At 45.6% G+C, this 16,242-nt stretch carries 16 protein-coding genes and 1 riboswitch; of the genes, 10 read left to right on the plus strand and 6 right to left on the minus strand.

The window, feature by feature from the left end:
• Positions 1 to 319: 319 nt before the first annotated feature.
• The 8 genes from R7O03_RS21395 (at position 320) to thiH (ending at position 8,860) form a co-directional block, all read left to right on the plus strand.
• A complete protein-coding gene (locus tag R7O03_RS21395; RefSeq protein ID WP_213875011.1) occupies positions 320 to 1,702 on the plus strand; it encodes a multicopper oxidase family protein in 1,383 nt (460 codons plus the stop codon).
• A 123-nt stretch (positions 1,703 to 1,825) separates the two neighbouring features.
• A complete protein-coding gene (gene crcB, locus R7O03_RS21400; RefSeq protein ID WP_318132007.1) occupies positions 1,826 to 2,209 on the plus strand; it encodes a fluoride efflux transporter CrcB in 384 nt (127 codons plus the stop codon).
• A 60-nt stretch (positions 2,210 to 2,269) separates the two neighbouring features.
• Positions 2,270 to 2,368: riboswitch (TPP riboswitch) on the plus strand.
• 163 nt (positions 2,369 to 2,531) lie between these two features.
• On the plus strand, positions 2,532 to 4,472 hold the full coding sequence (gene thiC / locus R7O03_RS21405) for a phosphomethylpyrimidine synthase ThiC (RefSeq protein ID WP_213972581.1): 1,941 nt from the start codon (positions 2,532 to 2,534) through the stop codon (positions 4,470 to 4,472).
• Positions 4,472 to 5,887 (plus strand): thiamine phosphate synthase, encoded by a 1,416-nt coding sequence (locus R7O03_RS21410; protein ID WP_318132008.1) that lies wholly within the window; start codon positions 4,472 to 4,474, stop codon positions 5,885 to 5,887. The genes thiC and R7O03_RS21410 overlap by 1 nt, the downstream gene beginning before the upstream one ends.
• Entirely contained in the window at positions 5,874 to 6,647 is a 774-nt protein-coding gene (locus tag R7O03_RS21415; protein WP_017633516.1) for a HesA/MoeB/ThiF family protein, read from the plus strand. The genes R7O03_RS21410 and R7O03_RS21415 overlap by 14 nt, the downstream gene beginning before the upstream one ends.
• Positions 6,648 to 6,685: 38 nt before the next feature.
• On the plus strand, positions 6,686 to 6,940 hold the full coding sequence (gene thiS, locus R7O03_RS21420; protein ID WP_005378804.1) for a sulfur carrier protein ThiS: 255 nt from the start codon (positions 6,686 to 6,688) through the stop codon (positions 6,938 to 6,940).
• Between the two features lie 5 nt (positions 6,941 to 6,945).
• A complete protein-coding gene (locus R7O03_RS21425; RefSeq protein WP_017821779.1) occupies positions 6,946 to 7,713 on the plus strand; it encodes a thiazole synthase in 768 nt (255 codons plus the stop codon).
• A gap of 34 nt (positions 7,714 to 7,747) precedes the next feature.
• Complete coding sequence (gene thiH, locus R7O03_RS21430; RefSeq protein ID WP_053306510.1) at positions 7,748 to 8,860, plus strand: 2-iminoacetate synthase ThiH; 1,113 nt, start codon at positions 7,748 to 7,750, stop codon at positions 8,858 to 8,860.
• 136 nt (positions 8,861 to 8,996) lie between these two features.
• Here the strand turns inward: thiH and R7O03_RS21435 are convergent, their stop codons facing one another.
• Both R7O03_RS21435 and R7O03_RS21440 read right to left on the minus strand, forming a co-directional pair.
• A complete protein-coding gene (locus R7O03_RS21435) occupies positions 8,997 to 10,787 on the minus strand; it encodes an aminopeptidase P family protein (protein ID WP_318132009.1) in 1,791 nt (596 codons plus the stop codon).
• A 203-nt stretch (positions 10,788 to 10,990) separates the two neighbouring features.
• The gene (locus R7O03_RS21440; protein ID WP_005378791.1) at positions 10,991 to 11,932 is read right to left on the minus strand and encodes a LysR family transcriptional regulator; all 942 of its coding nucleotides are present in this window, start codon (positions 11,930 to 11,932) and stop codon (positions 10,991 to 10,993) included.
• A 107-nt stretch (positions 11,933 to 12,039) separates the two neighbouring features.
• Between R7O03_RS21440 and R7O03_RS21445 the strand changes: the two genes are divergently transcribed.
• Both R7O03_RS21445 and R7O03_RS21450 read left to right on the plus strand, forming a co-directional pair.
• Complete coding sequence (locus tag R7O03_RS21445; RefSeq protein ID WP_005382927.1) at positions 12,040 to 13,233, plus strand: multidrug effflux MFS transporter; 1,194 nt, start codon at positions 12,040 to 12,042, stop codon at positions 13,231 to 13,233.
• Between the two features lie 91 nt (positions 13,234 to 13,324).
• The gene (locus R7O03_RS21450) at positions 13,325 to 13,606 is read left to right on the plus strand and encodes a hypothetical protein (protein WP_005378786.1); all 282 of its coding nucleotides are present in this window, start codon (positions 13,325 to 13,327) and stop codon (positions 13,604 to 13,606) included.
• 31 nt (positions 13,607 to 13,637) lie between these two features.
• Here R7O03_RS21450 and R7O03_RS21455 read toward each other — a convergent pair whose 3' ends face one another.
• From R7O03_RS21455 to R7O03_RS21470, 4 genes are all read right to left on the minus strand, one after another.
• Positions 13,638 to 14,093, minus strand: a complete 456-nt coding sequence (locus R7O03_RS21455) for a DoxX family protein (protein ID WP_005378784.1) — start codon at positions 14,091 to 14,093, stop codon at positions 13,638 to 13,640.
• A 10-nt stretch (positions 14,094 to 14,103) separates the two neighbouring features.
• Entirely contained in the window at positions 14,104 to 14,862 is a 759-nt protein-coding gene (locus tag R7O03_RS21460) for a DNA-binding domain-containing protein (RefSeq protein ID WP_318132010.1), read from the minus strand.
• On the minus strand, positions 14,859 to 15,731 hold the full coding sequence (locus R7O03_RS21465; protein WP_238843037.1) for a DUF692 domain-containing protein: 873 nt from the start codon (positions 15,729 to 15,731) through the stop codon (positions 14,859 to 14,861). Before R7O03_RS21465 ends, R7O03_RS21460 begins: the two co-directional genes overlap by 4 nt.
• A gap of 99 nt (positions 15,732 to 15,830) precedes the next feature.
• Positions 15,831 to 16,091, minus strand: coding sequence for a DUF2282 domain-containing protein (locus tag R7O03_RS21470; protein ID WP_005378779.1), 261 nt, complete (start codon positions 16,089 to 16,091; stop codon positions 15,831 to 15,833).
• Between the last annotated feature and the right edge of the window lie 151 nt (positions 16,092 to 16,242).

Raw genomic sequence — 16,242 nt, forward strand, 5'->3', positions numbered from 1 at the left:
GGGTGTAGCTCCAATTGGCAGAGCAGCGGATTCCAAATCCGCGTGTTGGGAGTTCGAATCTCTCCACCCCTGCCATATATCAGGCTCTGACTTAGGTCAGAGCCTTTTTTGTATCTGGTTTCTTCTCATTATTACAGCTTATTTCTACTCTTATCCCGTAAGTATGGCTTTCTGCTGTACTTTGGCAGCATTTAATCTACTGAACGAACGAAACTACAGTTAGCTGTAATGATCAGTGGCCCGAAATTTTAATCATAAAGGGGAATCACTATTTATATTTAGTTACACTCAACCGATCTGGATTAATGAGTAACTATGTATGGATATATCTCGTCGACGCTTTCTTCAATCATCCTTAGCAATCTCCGCGCTTACCGTTCTACCTGCATGTTCTCTATCTAGGAGCACTAATAAGCAGGGGCAATATATATACGATATCACTGCAGAGCCTTCTACTGCAGAATTGGTCCCTGGGTTTAACACAGACGTACTCGCATTTAATGGTTCGATTCCAGCGCCTACGATTCGTTGTCGCCAAGGCGAGAGAGTTATAATTCGGTTTACTAACAAGCTTTCAGAGCCGACTACAATCCACTGGCATGGCTTGCGAATCCCTATTGAAATGGATGGTGTACCTTTCTTAAGCCAGTTGCCTATCATGCCGGGTGAAACATTCGTTTATGAATTTACACCACCAGATGCGGGCACATTTTGGTATCACCCACATATGAATAGTGTGAAGCAGCTTGGTAAGGGCTTAGTTGGGTTAATTATCGTTGAAGAGGCTGAGCCTGTTCTATTTGATGAAGAACAGGAAATAGTTCTAAAGCATTGGCATTTAGACAAACAAGGTCAGTGGAAGAACCTTATGGTACCGCGCTTGAGCGCTCGTATGGGGACTCCCGGAGAGTGGAGTAGCGTCAATGGTGTGCATGAACCTGTTTATACGCTGAAGCAGAATGCTACCACGCGATTAAGAATTGCTAATGTCGATAACACCATTACTTACCCGATCGCTATAGAAGGGGCAGAGGCTTGGGTTATTGCTATAGATGGTAATCCTGTTAAAACGCCTTATAAGCTCACTCAGCACAAAATTGGTCCAGGAATGAGGTTAGATATCGGATTGATTGCTCCGAAGGTTGGAAAACGTGTTTATGTGCGTCAAATGAAAGGACGCTTCCCATTCCCTTTGTGCGAGTTTGACGTTGTTGAGTCTGACCTGCCGAACAACCAGAAACTGCCTTTATTACCTCTCAACCCTGTGCCAGCTCTCGATTTGAAAAATGCAGAGCAAATCGATTATGTGTTTGAGTGGGAGGGCGCGATCACTCCTGCTGATAAATCGGGCAAAGCGATACCTAAATTCTGGCTGATGAACAAACGGGCTTGGGAGGGAATGAGCAAAGATAATATTCCAGCGCCGCTTTCAACATTGGAGATGGGAAAAACCTATATCTTCAACCTAAAGAACGTCACCCAATATCATCATCCTATTCATCTTCATGGACACACATTTACGGTTCTTGAGTTAGATGGCAAAAAACTCGACGAACCGTTTCATACCGATACGGTCTTACTTGGAAAAAACGGCAGTGCGAAAGCGGCATTTGTTGCAGATAACCCTGGACGTTGGATGTACCATTGTCATGTGATCGAACACATGAAGACGGGGTTGATGGGTTATATTGAAGTAAAGTGACTCCTGTAACTTTTTAAATCTTGATAAGTTTTAAGCGCTATAATTTGCTGAATTCTAAGATTGTATAATCACTATTGCCGTAAATTTGATTACAATGTCGCCATTAACTTTTCTGGGGGAATTATGGGACAACTATCCGTTTTGGGTTTTATTGCATTGGGTGGTGCATTTGGTGCATGTTCTCGTTACTTAATTTCTGAACTTTGTGTCATTTTATTCGGGCGTGGTTTTCCATATGGTACGTTAACCGTTAACGTTGTTGGCTCATTTATGATGGGCTTATTGATAGCAGCTTTCGATAATGAACTTTTGGCAACGGAACCTTGGCGACAAGTGATTGGCTTGGGTTTTTTAGGCGCACTAACGACGTTTTCCACCTTCTCGATGGATAATGTTTTGCTTATGCAGCAGGGCGCTTTCTTTAAGATGGGGTTGAACGTATTGTTGAATGTCGTGTTAAGTATTTCAGCGGCGTGGATAGGCTTTCAATTATTGATGCGCAGCTAGCAAAGTAGTTAAAAATTGAACAGGTCGGCTTGGTTTCACCAAGCCGTTTTTATATACTGACATCACTTGTCGGAGTGCCATAAGGCTGAGACCGTTAATTCGGGATCCGTTGAACCTGATCAGATTAGAATCTGCGAAGGGAACAAGAGAAGATATTCACACCGGAGTTCTTTCTGGTTGACCTATCAAAAGTCGAATGTTGTTACAGGCAAATATCGTAAGCTTTAACTAGCCTTAATTTGACTCCTCTTGTCGCATCTATCCGCCAAGCATTTTTATCCAATTACTTTTTATCTAGTATAACAAAGCAAGGAAAAATGCTATGTCGAGTCGCAAACAAGCGAGACTGGAAGCAAAACAGTTCATTGATACACTCTCGGTACAACCGTACCCCAATTCAAGCAAAGTCTACGTAGAAGGCTCACGTCCAGATATTCGTGTGCCAATGCGTGAAATATCACTCGCTGATAGCCTTATTGGAGGCACAAAAGAAGCGCCTATTTTCGAACCTAATGAGCCAGTACGCGTTTACGATACCTCGGGTGTATACACAGATCCAGAGCACACCATAGACCTCTATAACGGCTTACCTAAGCTGAGAGAAGGGTGGATTGAAGAGCGTGCCGATACTGAGCTACTTGATGAAGTAAGCTCGGTGTACACCAAAGAACGCTTAGAAGACGAAACACTAGACGATCTTCGTTACGGTAATCTACCACGTATTCGACGTGCCAAAGATGGCCATTGTGTGACCCAATTGCACTATGCTCGCAAAGGTATTATTACCCCAGAAATGGAATACATCGCGCTGCGTGAAAACATGGGGCGTGCCAAGTATCGCGATGAAGTGCTGAATCAACAGCATCCGGGTCAAAGCTTCGGAGCGAACCTACCAAAAGATATTACCGCCGAATTCGTGCGTAAAGAAGTCGCCGAAGGTCGCGCTATTATCCCTTCCAATATTAACCACCCAGAATCCGAACCAATGATCATTGGGCGTAACTTTTTGGTCAAAGTGAACGCCAACATCGGTAACTCATCGGTCACTTCTTCGATTGAAGAAGAAGTAGAGAAACTAGTGTGGGCGACGCGCTGGGGTGGCGATACCGTTATGGATCTCTCTACTGGACGCAATATTCACGAAACTCGCGAGTGGATTCTACGTAACAGTCCGGTTCCGATCGGTACCGTGCCAATGTACCAAGCGCTTGAGAAAGTGAACGGTGTTGCGGAAAACCTTAACTGGGAAGTGATGCGCGATACCCTGATTGAGCAAGCAGAGCAGGGCGTTGACTACTTTACTATCCATGCCGGTTTACTACTTCGTTATGTGCCAATGACTGCAAAACGCGTTACTGGCATCGTCTCTCGTGGTGGTTCTATCATCGCGAAATGGTGTTTAGCGCATCACCAAGAAAGCTTCTTATATACCCACTTCCGAGAGATCTGTGAAATCTGTGCTAAGTACGATGTCGCACTATCTCTTGGTGATGGTCTGCGCCCTGGCTCGGTAGCCGATGCTAACGACGAAGCGCAATTTGCAGAGCTTCGCACTCTTGGTGAGTTGACCAAGATAGCGTGGGAATACGACGTACAGGTGATAATCGAAGGTCCTGGTCATGTTCCAATGCACATGATCAAAGAGAACATGGAAGAGCAGCTAGAGCATTGTCATGAAGCTCCTTTCTACACGCTTGGTCCGCTGACGACAGATGTCGCTCCTGGTTACGACCATATTACTTCAGGTATTGGCGCAGCCATGATTGGTTGGTATGGCTGTGCGATGCTTTGCTACGTCACTCCTAAAGAGCATCTTGGTTTACCAAACAAAGAAGACGTGAAAGTAGGCATGATAACTTACAAGCTTGCTGCGCACGCCGCGGATTTGGCGAAGGGACATCCTGGTGCACAAGTTCGTGATAACGCGCTTTCTAAAGCTCGCTTCGAGTTCCGCTGGGAAGACCAATTCAACTTGTCACTCGATCCAGATACCGCGCGCGCTTTCCATGACGAAACCTTGCCTCAAGAGTCTGGAAAAGTTGCTCACTTCTGTTCGATGTGCGGGCCAAAGTTCTGCTCGATGAAGATCTCGCAAGAGGTTCGAGAATATGCGAAAGACACAGAGCAAGTTGCTGCGGACCAAGCTATCTCAATCAAAATGCTGGATGACCCTCTTGAGGGGATGCGTCAGAAATCGCAAGAATTTAGAGAGACAGGTTCTGAGCTATACCACCCAGCAGCACATGCCGAGGTAAGTGACTAATGAGCAAAATCCTTATTCCGTCATCATTGATTGAACTGACAGGTTTAGTTCAGCAATGTTTGTTGTTGGCGAAAGAACAGGGTTTTAGCATCGAAGACATTGAGTTGGGTGTGAGCCCAACTCAATCTATTCAGCTTGTTCGCGACCAACAGACCACACGCATAACGACAGATCTTACTGATGGTTATGACTCTGAGCATGAAAGTTCATTTGTGCTCTATTACCGCTCTGCTTTATCGGTAGAAGCGTGTGCTAAGCAACCGTCGAAAGCGATTTATATTGGCATTGCTGATACGCAGGTATCCGATGAAAAGGAGAAAGTGCTTCAGCTTGATATCTGGCGTCACCCAATTAACAACGAAGTGAGAGCGCTTTCCGTTAAGTCCAAATTCAACGCAATGTTCGATCCTGAACATCACCTTGCTTGGATAGTAACGCTGACAGTACTCGATTTTCCTATCGAAGATGCGTTAACACTTGCTCGAGGAATGCTAACTCAACAAGCGAATGTTTCACGTGAAACACTGTTGAATGATAACCTTAACGAGGGAAAATCTACTCAGTGGGCAGACCAATTTGATGATTTCCCCACACCTGTACTGGAGGATAACCGACTAGGTATTCAAGTTGGTTGGTCTGCACAAGGCGAAAGCGTTAGCTTTCCAACTCTAACCAAGCAAAGTCTAGGGCTCTATCCAGTCGTTGATGATGTTGCTTGGATTGAGCGTCTACTGCCACTAGGCATCAACACTATTCAACTGCGAATCAAGAACCCACAACAAGCCGATTTAGAACAACAGATCATTCGAGCAATTGAGCTAGGTCGTCAGTATCAAGCACAAGTGTTCATCAATGACTATTGGCAGTTGGCAATCAAGCATGGCGCTTATGGCGTTCACCTAGGACAAGAAGACATAGAAGAATCGAATTTGGCTCAGCTAACTAAAGCCGGCATTCGTCTTGGTCTTTCTACTCATGGTTATTATGAGCTACTGCGCATCGTACAAATTCATCCTAGTTACATCGCGCTAGGGCATATTTTCCCAACCACCACTAAACAGATGCCATCGAAACCACAAGGTTTGGTGCGCTTAGCTTTGTATCAAAAGTTGATTGATAGCATTCCTTATACAAATACAGAGGCTGCTTTCCGTCCTTCAAAAGACAAAGCAGGTAGTGACTATGTGCTTGGCTTTCCGACGGTCGCGATTGGTGGCATTGACCAATCCAATGCAGACCAAGTTTGGCAAACAGGTGTTTCTAGCTTAGCAGTAGTGCGTGCTATTACGTTGGCAGAATCACCTCAGTCCGTTATCGAGTTTTTTGCACAACTGATGAAGGAAAGACAACTAACGTTTACTGATCAGAATAGTGAATTGGCGGATACCAAGAGAGGCGAGCATGCTCACGGATAAGCAGTTCCTTCGCTATCAGCGCCAAGTCGCTCTGCCTGAAATTGCCGAAATTGGGCAAGAGCGTTTGAGTAAATCGCATGTGCTGATCATCGGTTGTGGTGGGTTAGGAAGTGCTGCGAGTTTGTACTTGGCATCAGCGGGTGTTGGTAAATTGGTTGTGGTTGATGATGATGAAGTTGATAGCAGTAACCTACAACGTCAGATCATTTATCGTGAACAAGACCTCCAAGTTGCGAAAACAAAAGCGACTGTAAAGCAACTTACTGAACTTAATTCTATGGTTCAAATTCGTGCCCTCAATAAGCGATTAGACAAAGCACAGCTTCAGCTTGAGGTGATGCTAGCGGATGTGGTGCTCGACTGCACCGATAACATGCCAACGCGTCAGCTAATTAACCAAGTTTGTTTCGAGCAAAATACGCCGCTCATCTCGGCGGCGGCAATTGGTTGGCAAGGGCAATTCGCTGTCTTTGATTACCAAACACCAAGTGAACAAGAAGCGCAGAGTAAAGCGTGTTACCGCTGTTTGTATCCGTTCGACGAATTACCGCAAACGCAAAAGTGCAGTGAGAGTGGTGTCGTCGGTCCGGTGGTGGGCACACTTGGCAACTACCAAGCGATAGCAGCAATTCAAAAACTGGCGACGGGAAAGTTTCATGTCGAGACTGCCAAGTTGCATCTGTTTGATGGGTTGAAACTGCAATGGCAAACCATGGCGATAAGCAAAGATAAACAGTGCCAAGTGTGTGCTCAGATTTAGCTTGTGAGTAATGGGCAGAATTAAGAGAGTTGGAAGCAATGACGTTATCAGAACAACAAACAACACAAATGACCGCTGCTGACTTAGATGTGATCACTATTGTCATCAATGACCAGTCACATCAAGTTGCCAGTGAGTCGAATCTACAGCAAATCATTAGTCAATTTGCGCTGCCTGAAATGGGCTGTGTTTTTGCAATTAATAACAATGTTGTGCCACGCAGTGAGTGGGCTAGCACAGTTCTTTCACAGGGAGATAGCATCTCTTTGTTTCAAGCGATCGCGGGGGGTTAAAGTCGATGCTTAAAATTGGTGATAAACAATTCGAATCAAGACTGTTCACGGGAACAGGGAAATTTGCCAGCAGCCGATTAATGGCAGAAGCGATTCAAGTATCGGGTTCTCAACTTGCGACCATGGCGTTGAAGCGTGTGGATGTGAATGACCAACAAGACGATATTTTGCTGCCGCTAGTAAAAGCGGGGGTGAACTTATTGCCAAACACATCAGGAGCAAAGAATGCTAAAGATGCTGTGTTTGCTGCACAACTGGCGCGAGAAGCGTTGGGTACTAACTGGCTAAAACTGGAAATTCATCCAGACCCGAAGTACTTGATGCCCGATCCAATTGAGACACTTGCAGCCGCTGAACAGCTGGTTCGTGAAGGCTTCATTGTCCTTCCTTACTGTCATGCTGACCCGGTTCTGTGTAAACGATTGGAAGAGGTTGGCTGCGCTGCTGTCATGCCATTGGGTGCTCCGATTGGTTCCAACAAAGGGATAGTTTCTCACGATTTCCTAGAGATCATCATCGACCAAGCTAATGTTCCTGTCATTGTTGATGCGGGTATTGGTGCTCCTTCACATGCCGCGCGTGCGATGGAAATGGGCGCGGATGCCGTGCTCGTTAATACTGCGATTGCAGCTTCGAGCGATCCCGTTGCGATGGCGAAGGCATTTAAGTTGGCGGTAGAGTCGGGGCGTATGGCTTATGAAGCCGGACTTGCTGGTAAGGTTTCTCATGCGGTTGCGTCGAGTCCACTGACGTCATTCCTAGATGAGCTTTAGCCCTAGATTGATTTAGCTAATAAGCGAGGAAAACATGAGCTTCGTTGAACAATTTAAGCAGCTGAATTGGGATGACATTTCGATGTCTATCTATGCGAAAACGGCACAAGATGTTGAGCGAGCATTGAATAAACCCAAACGTGATTTGGAAGACTTTAAAGCGCTAATTTCACCAGCTGCTGAAGCGTACTTAGAGCAGATGGCACAACTGTCATACTCGGCCACTCGCAAGCGTTTTGGTAATACCATGTCGCTTTATATTCCATTGTACCTTTCTAACTTGTGCGCCAATGCTTGTACTTATTGCGGCTTCTCAATGGAGAATAGAATCAAGCGTCGTACCTTGAATCGGGACGAAGTGGCAGCAGAAGTCGAAGCCATCAAGCGCATGAAGTTTGATAGCGTATTGCTGGTGACTGGCGAGCACGAAACTAAAGTGGGTATGAAATACTTCCGCGAAATGGTGCCGATGATTAAGCAACGTTTTAACTATTTGGCGATGGAAGTGCAGCCACTTGATCAAGACGAATACGCTGAGCTCAAGACATTGGGTTTAGATGCGGTGATGGTTTATCAAGAAACGTATCATCCTTCGACTTACGCCGAGCACCATCTGCGTGGCAATAAGATGGATTTCGAATACCGATTGGATACACCCGATCGTCTTGCAAAAGCAGGCATCGATAAGATTGGTATTGGCGCATTGATAGGGTTGGAAGAGTGGCGTACCGACTGTTTTTATGTGGCAGCGCACTTGGACTATCTTGAGCGCACATATTGGCAGACTCGTTACTCAATTTCTTTCCCACGTTTACGTCCTTGTAAGGGCGCGCTACAACCCAAATCAGTCATGACGGATAAGCAACTTGTTCAGCTGATTTGCGCTTATCGTTTGTTGAATCCAGAAGTGGAGTTGTCATTATCGACTCGTGAATCACCAAAGTTCAGAGACAATGCATTACCGTTAGGTATCACCAGTATGTCTGCTGCATCTAAAACTCAGCCGGGCGGTTATGCGATGGATGATGTTGAACTCGAGCAGTTTGAGATCAGTGATGAGCGAAGTGCTGGTTCTGTGGAAGATATGATTCGAGCCAAAGGCTTTGATCCTGTATGGCGAGATTGGCACTCAGCGTATTCTGGTTAATCAGCAAATAAAGCTACTGGTCATCGTTATGTTTCACGTGAAACATAAGTAAAGAAAAGAGGGTTGATGCAAAACATCAACCCTCTACTTTTTTCTAGCTTCTAGCTTCTAGCTTCTAGCTTCTAGCTTCTAGCTTCTAGCTGTGTGCTACTGGTAGCGTTGCTTGACGAAGCCACTCTTTCACATCACCTTCAACAAGTGGGCTGATCTCATCCCATACCTTCTGATGGTAATCATTCAACCATGCAAGCTCTGGACGAGTTAGCATATCAACATTGATGTTGCGCTTGTCGATTGGACAGCGTGTTAGCGACTCAAATGACAGAACAGGGAAGTCACCGTTTGTTGCGGTTTCAACAACAAGCTCTAGGTTTTCAATACGAATACCAAACGCATCTGCACGGTAGTAGCCTGGCTCGTTGGATAGCACCATACCTTCTGTTAGAGGCACGTCGATTTGCTTCTTCGAAATGCTTGCTGGACCTTCATGAACACTTAGGAAGTGACCAACACCGTGACCGGTACCGTGATCGTAATCGTAGCCTTCCGCCCATAAGTGCTGACGAGCTAGCGTATCGATTTGGTAACCACGTGTGCCTTTCGGGAAACGTGCACGAGCAACACCGATGTGACCTTTTAGCGCAAGAGTGAACTGTTTAATCATCTCTTGTGAAGGCTGACCGATCGCAATGGTACGCGTGATGTCTGTCGTGCCATCTAGGTACTGACCGCCTGAATCCACTAGGTAAAGTGTGTTCAGTTCTAACTTACCAGGTTCAGGTTGGTTTTCGTGATTGTAGTGACACATGGCCGCGTTGCCGCCTGCCGCTGAAATGGTATCAAAGCTAAGATCCATAAGTGTCGGGTCTTCGCTACGGAACGCTTCCAGTTTGTCTGCCAGCGTCGCTTCATCATGCAGGTTACCCGCAACGACTTCAGCATCTAACCAAGACAGGAACTTACTCATCGCTACGCCATCGCGGATATGACATGCTTTCATGCCTGCGATTTCAACTGCGTTCTTTGCTGCTTTTGGCATTAGGCATGGATCAGCTTTACTCACCACAGATGCGCCAGCGTTTTGTAGAACCAGCTTAAACCACGCGTTATTTGTCGCAGGGTCAACCAGTACATTCTTGCCAGTTAGGTTTTCTAGTCGTGCTTGCAATGCTTCTGGGTGATGAACCGTCACGCCGGCACCAACATGAGTGTCAAACTCAGCAGGTAGGCGAGCAGGATCTAGGAAGTATTCTACGCTTGAGTCTGAGTGCAGAATCGCGTGAGAAAGCAGAACTGGTAGACGTGAGACATCTAGACCACGAACGTTGAGCAACCAACAGATAGAATCAAGTGCTGTGATCACTGCGCTGTCTGCACCGGCTTTTTTCACGAGCTCTGCGATTTCTTGGCGTTTGCTTTCACTTGACTGACCAACTGCTTCTGTTGCCATTAGGCGAACATCAGAAACCACAGGAGCAGGGCGGTCGTGCCACAGTTCATCAATTGGGTTGCTATCGAGAATCTTAAGCTCAAGGGCACCTGCAAGTTTTGCTTGTGCCATGTCTAGCCAAGCAGCGTTGTGCATGCGAGGGTCGATTGCCACAGACGCGCCATTTGCAAGATGGTCTTTAATCCAATCTAGTGCAGGCTCTTCAATCAAGTGACGGTATTCGAATAGATCAGCAGGAACCTGCTTTGTTACTTGTACTGTGTAGCGACCATCAACAAAGATAGCGGCTTTGTCTTTGGTGATTACCGCAGCACCAGCAGAACCGGTAAAGCCAGTTAGCCAATGTAAACGCTCGTTGTGCGCTGGTACGTATTCACCCAAGTACTCGTCTTCATGAGGGACAAGTAGGGCATCAATATTATGTTGTGCTAGCCATTCGCGAATTGCATTCACGCGGCTTTGGGTATCGTTGTGCATCTGTGTTATTCCTTCAAATTACCGCTCCTTCATGCTCAGGTGTGGGAGCTGTTTCCATCTGCTTCATGCAGTTTACGATTCCATTGAGGTTCGCAATCACTTCAATAGAGTCGGAGTACAACTAGGCCATAGATGAGCCAAAAAGGACTACGACAGTTAAGCTACTCATTTTAGCCGCTAAGCGCAAATTGAGCGCGGTGTTTTTATCTAAGGTGATCGGTTTTTTGTGTGATCATCGTACGTAGCCAGCCTAATGCAGGGTCGTTTTCTCTGTCTCGGTGCCAGAATAAAGTGTAAGCCATAGGTGGGAATTCTAACGGTAGTGGCAGCACGACCAAATCAAGCTGTTTGGCCGCAAGTTGCACAAAATGACTTGGCGCAGTAAAGATAAAGTCGGTGTATGAACATAAACTTGCGGCACTGTTAAAGTCGGGCACAGTGACGGCAATATCGCGGTCGGCGCCAATATCTGCAAGGCGATAATCCAGCAACCAACGGTCGTTGCCATCACAACGTACTTGTACATGGCGTAGGGCGAGATAGGCTTCCAGATTCCAAGGTTGTTTTAGCGCAGGGTGGTTTTTGCGAATAATGCACATTTGGTAATCACGATAAATTTCCAACTCGCAAATGTCATCGGGTGGTTGAAGAGTCAGCTTGGCATCGTTTATATCGATATCTTTTCCAGTTAAGCCTAAATCCAGTTCGCCGCGTTGAAGCATTTTAAATGTATTATCCGACCACGGGTGTGTGCTAATTGTCACGCCAGGTGCTTGTTGAAAAATCGCCGGTAAGAAATGGGGTAGAATGAGAGGGTAGACACTCTCTACCGCTGCTATTTGAAAACGGTATTCACTGCTTTGCGGAGAAAACTCTTCGGGTTGAGTCAGCACTTCTAACTGATTTATCAACAGATCCAGTTTCGGTTTAAGAAACAATGCGCGCGGCGTAGGTGTTAATCCATGTGAGTTTCGAGTGAAAAGAGGGTCATCAAATTGAATGCGCAGTTTAGCCAGTGATTTACTTACGGCAGATTGGCTTAAGCACAATCGGTGGGCCGCACGAGTAACGTTTAACTCTTCAATCAGCACTTTAAAGCAGACCAATAGATTTAAATCGATACGAGCCAGTTTTTCGACATTCACAGTGAATTTCCTCTGAGGAATAATGCTCATGATTATACATCATTTCCATTCATATCATCAGATGATTAAGCTTTACCCAAAGTTCTTTATCCAATTCGGAGTGTTGTGTGTCTAGCCAGTTTTCTAATAGTAAAAAACAGATGGCGTTATTGACCCTTTTGGTTCTTTTTAGTCCTTTAGCGATTGATATTTATCTACCTGCTTTACCTCTTATTGCTTCCACTTTTCAGGTCGATAATGCGCTAGCACAAGACACGATCACTTGGTTCTTATTTGCTATGGGTGTTGGTCAGCTATTCGCAGGTCCCCTAGCAGATAAACTCGGACGTCGAACTGTTGCATTGGGCGGTATCACCATTTACGCGATGAGCGCTTTATTGGCGTGGAGTGCTCAAAATATTGAGTGGATGTTGGTTTCCCGACTGCTACAAGGCTTAGGTGCGTGTGCGACATCGGTAGCAGCCTTTGCAACAGTTCGCGATATTTTTGGCCCGGAAAAAAGCGGCAAAATGATCAGCTACCTTAACGGTGCGATTTGTTTTATTCCGGCTTTAGCTCCAATTCTAGGTAGCTGGTTAACTCAGCAATTTGACTGGCGTGCTAACTTTAGCTTTATGGCTGGTTTTGCTGTGGTGTCTGGATCATTGATGTTTTTCATGATGAAAGAGACTAACCCGTCAACAGAAAAGCAAGCCGTGTTTAAGCTTAGTCGGTATTGGGCAGTGCTTAGCACACCATCTTTTGTTTTCCATGCGTCATTATGCTTGATGGCGATGGCGGTTATTCTTGCTTACGTTACCTCAGCACCGTCGGTATTGATGACGGGGATGGGGCTGTCGATGAATGAATTCACTTTCTGGTTTGGTGTAAATGCGGTGATAAACATTGCGGCATGTATGCTGGCGCCTAAGTTTATGGAGCGCGTTGGAACTCACAACACCTTGGTCACCGGGATCTCAACTCTGGGTCTCGCAGGTGTGATCATGCTAGTGATGAATGGTCAGAATACCGCGCTTTCTTTCATGCTACCTATCTTCATGTCTTCTGTAGGTTTTGCATTCATTCTGGGTGCAGCGGCAGGGAAAGCGTTAGAACCGTTTGGTGATAAGGCGGGCACGGCAGCTGCACTGCTTGGATTGTTCCAAATGAGTGGCTCTGGTTTGTTGGTGGGTACACTGCAACGCTTATCTCTGGATCCACAAACCTTGATCGCAATTCATATGTGGGTCCTATTACCTGCGTTGGTCGTTCTGTTTACAAAAGCAGGGAAGAACTGGCACTCGAGCTTTGCGAAAGCGTAAATCAGTGTAATTTAGTATTTTCCAATGTAAGTAAGGCGTGTATATTTGTCACTCAGACTTTTCCTGACACCATAACGGAACTCAAAAAGTAATGTCGTTAACCACGTATGAAATGGCTCGTATTCTAGAGCAAATGGAAGATTCACCAGAAAAGGTGATGTTTGGCAAGTTGCTTAATGAGCTGGGTAATCAAAGCTCCGAGCGTATTCGTAGTGCGGCTAAACAAGTACCTCTGCCAATTTTGCGTGATATCGTGTACCAATTTCAGCAAGTGATTGAGTCACGCAAAGATGAACAAGTCGAGCAGATGGCAAAAGACCTCGCTCAGCAAGGTATCTCAGCAGAAGAGCTACTGGCTTACTTGAATAAATAATAAAAAATCCCCGCATGATGCGGGGATTTTTTTAGCTTGTCATTTTCTTTTTCAGGATGTGGTCCAAAGACAGCGGTCCTGGCCCCCATACGATTACGATAAGAATCATCAATCCCCAAAGTTGGTGGTCATAAAAACCTTTCTCCCACAACAGTGGGTAAGAGATCACTGCGATGATGTTGAACACAAACAGCATTGCTGCCATCGGGCGGGTAATCAATCCCAGTGCCAAGAACACCGGTAGAACCAACTCCGCAGCCGTACCTAAATAAGCCGCCAATTCCCATGGCAAGATTGGCACTTGGTATTCCAGCTCAAATAAGTACAGCGTGCTATCCCAAGATGAGATTTTGATTAGTCCTGAATTGAAGAACACCCAGGCTACCCACAAGCGACAAAAGAGAAGTAGTAAAGGGACAAAGCCAGCTTGTAGGGTACTGATTAAATCGTCGTACCGATTCACTAAGTTTTTAACCGTATCCGTCATAGAGTGCTCCTTAGATTGATTGCAATGTAAAGCCGTCAACAATATCGAGTGCCATGATGCGATTGAGATGAGCGAGTAAAACTTCAGGTATTTCGCTCAAACTCTGCTTCTGCTCTAAACATTGCAGCAGTTGGAACACATCGGCATCGAGTGCGTGACACAAGGCTTCTCCATTGGCTTGAATCGAGATGACACCTTGCTGTAATTGGTTGATATTAAGTTGTTCGAATTGCCCAGTTTGAATCGCACTAAATAGATAGAATACTGCGTAATTGGAGTCAAAGCTGCGGCAGCCCTTTTTAAGGTGTAAGACTAAAGCGGGTTGTTGCTCTTCACTCACTTCGCCAAGTAACGCAAGCGGTTTTAATTCCGCTGCATTGGATTGCTCATACTGTGCTTGACGAGCTAGGTCGATATGCCACTCGAAGCGTGCGACTTCAGGGCTGTAAGGTGCTTGTGCGATCACCTGACTAAACTGCATGATGGTGTCTTGAAAGCCTTCGCCATAATGCACCACATTTCCTTCTTTTAATGGGTAAGAAAGAACATGCTGGCGAGCTATCTGTTCAAAGCATTCTTCACCAAGCAGCGCTTCAACCATCGGGTAGGTCGCGGACAACACTTCGCTTAAGCTGACGATAAAGTTATTGCGGTAAATTTGTATGCGTTCATCAGCGGTAAACTCATCACTGGCAATATCGCAGTCTTCACCGAGCGCTTGATAGTGCAGGGCTTTAGCAAACTGGCTTTGTAAGGTGGTTAGATTCATGATGCCTTCCTTGGTTCGCTTTGTTCACTTGGAAGTGTGCCTTGCAACAGCAGTTGCGATGCTTTCTGCGCTTCTCCTAATAAGACTTCTGGCGCGGGGATATCCAAATCCCATTCAATCAACGTATGACGTGGACCGTGTTTTTTTGTCCACTGCGCGAACAGTTGCCAAACTTCATCACTAACTGGGCGGCTATGGGTATCAATCCATATCTCACCTTTGTCGAGTTGTTTGATGGTAAAACCTGCCAAGTGAATCTCATCCACTTTGTCGGCTGGAATCGCATCTAGGTATGTGTCGCAATCAAAACCGTGGTTGAACGCCGAAACATAAACATTGTTTAGATCGAGCAATAAACGACAGTCAGTGCGCTTTTGCACTTCGGTAAGAAACTCCCATTCGCTGATGGTCGAATGTTGAAACTTCACATAACTAGATGGGTTCTCTATCAAGATCTCGCGTTGCAAATATTCCTGCACTTCATTCACGTTACGAGTGAACACGTTGAGCGCTTCTTCCGTATACGGAAGTGGAAGCAGGTCATTAAAGTAGTGACCGCCGTTTTCACTCCAACTTAAATGGTCAGAAACAAGGATTGGGTCGATTGAGTTAATCAGTGCTTTAAGTTGCGCAAGATGCTTTTGACTAACACGTTCCACCGAACCTAGCGACAAACCAATACCGTGGCAGCTAATTTGATATTGCTCGCGAAGCGTTTGTAGCTGATGGCGCTCTGTTGCATTGGGTTGGAAATAGTTTTCACTGTGGATTTCTAACCAAGACAACTCGGGTTGGTTTTGGCTAAAGTAATCGAGGTGAGGGGTTCTTAATCCAACTCCAACAAGGTCGTGGAAGGTGTGGTGTTTCACGTGAAACTCCTTTTCAAATCGTGCGGGAAGAAAAGGATGCGTCTTGGCTTTGCGTTGGTTGAGCGTCAACGCATCCTCACAATAGCTAGCGATAAAAGATTATGAAGAAGAAGTGCTACCGCCAGCGAGTTTGTCACAAAGACCTTTTGGTACGACTACGAATGCGTCTTTTTGGTTATCTTCTTTAGAAGTACCAGCGCATGAGCTGCTTTTTGTTGCACAGTCGTTTTTACCTGCTTTAGAAACGCCATAGCACTTTTCTTTTTCAGCAGCGACAGCTGGAGCTGCAGTTAGCATTGTGCCACCAAGAGCTAGAAGACCAGTAACAGCAGCAGTAACAGCTAGATTCGACTTTTTCATAATAAATTCCTCTGAATGATTTCCTTTACTTTAAGTTGGCAAGATGAATCGCCTGTTTTGGCGTTTTTGTTATCAACTTGCTTAACTTAAAAGATAGGAAACTGGCTAAAAAACTTTCAGAAAAATTTCTGAAGTAAATAGGTTTGTAGGG

This window comes from Vibrio sp. Vb2960 (genome assembly GCF_033337665.1).
GTDB lineage: Bacteria > Pseudomonadota > Gammaproteobacteria > Enterobacterales > Vibrionaceae > Vibrio > Vibrio alginolyticus.